This window comes from Nostoc sp. CHAB 5715 (genome assembly GCF_020829685.1).
Classification (GTDB): Bacteria; Cyanobacteriota; Cyanobacteriia; order Cyanobacteriales; family Nostocaceae; genus Nostoc.
In genome coordinates this window covers 1-3,114 of sequence record NZ_JAIVFR010000894.1, presented here as the reverse complement: position 1 = coordinate 3,114, position 3,114 = coordinate 1, and the positions used below count along the sequence as shown (strand labels likewise).

The 3,114-nt window shown below is 47.0% G+C and carries 1 protein-coding gene; it reads left to right on the top strand.

Features of this window, described 5'->3' with window-relative positions:
- Positions 1–281: 281 nt before the first annotated feature.
- Positions 282–2,930 (top strand): type I DNA topoisomerase, encoded by a 2,649-nt coding sequence (topA, locus tag LC574_RS33285; RefSeq protein ID WP_229457857.1) that lies wholly within the window; start codon positions 282–284, stop codon positions 2,928–2,930.
- Positions 2,931–3,114: the final 184 nt, after the last annotated feature.

The following is a 3,114-nucleotide window of genomic DNA, read 5'->3' as shown; positions in this document are numbered from 1 at the left end:
TTCCCCACTCCCCATTCCCCAATGATATTTTGAAAACTGTAGTCGCCAATTATGCGTTAGATAAGTTAAAGATTGAAATAGCTGGAAATTCAGACCCAGCGTACCCTCATTTATCCTCTGGGATAGACTGGGCCATAAGTTCAGCAGATATTATCCCAAGCAGGCAGTTTATGTAAGGATTAAATCACTGCCCTAAGCGTGACCTTTTATCTTGACAATTTGCAAAAATTACTTCAATTTGACTGTCTAGCTTACTAGCTCTTCTTTTTATAGAAATTTCCATGTCAACTCTCGTCATCGTCGAATCTCCAACCAAAGCTCGTACCATTCGCAACTACCTGCCATCAGGCTATCGGGTGGAGGCGTCTATGGGTCATGTACGTGACCTACCCCAGTCGGCTAGTGAAATTCCCGCTGCCGTCAAGGGGGAAACATGGGCGCAGCTAGGGGTAAATGTGGACGCCGACTTTGAACCGGTATATGTTGTCCCGAAAGACAAAAAGAAAATTGTTACCCAGCTTAAAGATGCCCTCAAAGATGTAGATGAACTGATTCTGGCAACGGACGAAGACCGGGAAGGCGAAAGCATTAGTTGGCATTTATACCAATTGCTGAAGCCGAAAGTTCCGACTAAGCGGATGGTGTTTCACGAAATTACCCAAGACGCGATCAAAAAAGCTCTGAAAGACTGCCGCAATATTGATGAGCAGTTGGTTCGCGCCCAAGAAACGCGGCGAATTTTAGATCGACTGGTGGGCTATACTCTGTCTCCACTGCTATGGAAAAAAATCGCCTGGGGATTATCTGCTGGGCGAGTGCAATCTGTAGCTGTGAGGCTTTTAGTCACTAGAGAACGCCAACGCCGCGCTTTCCATGAGGGTACGTACTGGGATTTGAAAGCTAGTTTGTCAAAGGAAAAAACCCCCTTTGCTGCCCAATTGGTAACATTGGCAGGAACCAAAATCGCTAACGGCAGTGATTTTGACGCAACGACCGGACAAATTACCGCAGGTCGTAATGTCTTGTTGCTCAACGAAGATCAAGCGGTAGCCCTCAAAGAACGCCTAACTGGGAAAACCTGGAGTGTTACAGAGATTGAAGAACGCCCAGTGACGCGCAAGCCGTCGCCACCGTTTACCACCTCGACGTTGCAACAAGAATCTAACCGGAAATTGCGCCTTTCAGCCCGTGACACGATGCGGGTTGCCCAGAATTTGTACGAGCAGGGGTATATTACCTATATGCGGACAGATTCGGTACATTTGTCAGATCAAGCGATCGCAGCTGCTCGAAGTTGTGTAGAAAAGCTCTACGGTCAACAATACCTCAGTCCCCAACCGCGGCAATACACCACCAAATCCAAAGGCGCACAAGAGGCGCACGAAGCCATTCGTCCAGCAGGTAGCAGTTTTCGCACGCCTCAAGAAACTGGTTTGGGCGGTCGAGAACTTGCCGTTTACGATTTGATTTGGAAGCGGACTGTTGCCTGTCAAATGGCTGATTCTCGCCAAACTCAAATTACCGTGCAATTGCAAGTCGAGGATGCTGGATTCCGTTCTTCTGGCAAACGGATTGAATTTCCAGGATACTTACGTGCCTACGTCGAAGGTTCAGACGACCCAGAAGCAGCACTGGAAGACCAGGAAGTAATTTTGCCGAATTTGAAAGTGGGAGATCATCCCAATTGTACAGACTTAGAAGCAGTTGGACACGAAACCCAACCGCCAGCTAGATACACCGAAGCAACTTTAGTGAAAACCTTAGAAAGCGAAGGTATCGGTCGTCCCAGTACCTACGCCAGCATCATTGGCACGATCATCGATAAGGGTTATGCCCATTTGGTGAGTAACGCTCTTATTCCTACCTTCACCGCTTTCGCCGTCACCGACTTGCTGGAAAAACATTTCCCGGACGTTGTTGATCCCAGTTTTACCTCGAAGATGGAGCAAACCCTGGATGACATTGCCACAGGTGAAGCGAAATGGCTACCCTACTTGCAGCAATTCTATCTGGGAGATAAAGGGCTGGAAACCCTGGTAAAAGAACGGGAAAGTCAAATTGATGCTACCAAAGCTAGGACTGTAGAACTAGAGAATCTAGAAGCCAAAGTCCGCATTGGGAAATATGGCCCATACATTGAAGTTGAAAATGGTGAGGGGGTTATCACCGCTTCAATTCCCAAAGACTTGACACCAGCCGACCTCGACCCCAAACAGGTAGAAGTATTGCTGCGACAAAAAACCACAGGGCCTGACCAGCTAGGTCGGCATCCCGAAACTGGCGAACCGATTTATGTGAAAATTGGTGCTTATGGGCCTTATGTCCAATTGGGTGACAAAACCGACGAAAACCCCAAACCCAAACAAGCCTCCCTACCCAAGGGTGTTACCCCAGAAACCGTTACCCTGGAAATGGCTGTTGGTCTGTTGGCACTACCCCGGACATTAGGAGTTCATCCAGTCACTGGCGGCAAAATCCAAGCAAGTTTGGGGCGCTTTGGCCCTTATGTGGTTCATGACCAGGGTAAGGAGGGGAAAGACTACCGTTCTCTAAAAGCTGCGGATAATGTATTGACAATTCTCCTAGAACGTGCATTGGAATTATTGTCTGAGCCAAAAAAGGGACGCAGTTCCACCAACAGCAAGTCCAAGGCAGCCTTACGCGAATTGGGTACACATCCAGATGATGAAGAAACAATTAACATCTACGATGGCCCCTATGGCCCTTACATTAAGCATGGCAAAACTAATGTGAGTATCCCAGAAGGTCAAACGGTAGAAAATATAACACTGGCTGAGGCGCTGAACTTGTTGTCAGCTAAAGCATCGACAGCGAAATCGACTCGCAAAACGACTAAATCAACGACTTCCAAATCTAAGTCAACTGCTAAGTCAACAACCTCTACGAAAAAAAAGGGTACAGAAAGTTAATTGCAAGTCAGCTAATTTTGGATTTTGGATTAAAAGAATTTTGGGGTTCATCCCCCGCGCCTTGTAAGCGAAATAAATCTAAAATTCGTAGTCAAGAGTCCAAAGTCCGATGCTTAACTCTTGACCCTTGATATCCATCCTTGATAGGATGCAGTTCAGTAGGTGCAAGTGTTATATTTTCTAC

Bases quoted from the DNA above. Each gene is read 5' to 3' on its own strand.
- topA (WP_229457857.1), top strand. From the start codon at position 282: ATGTCAACTCTCGTCATCGTCGAATCTCCAACCAAAGCTCGTACCATT.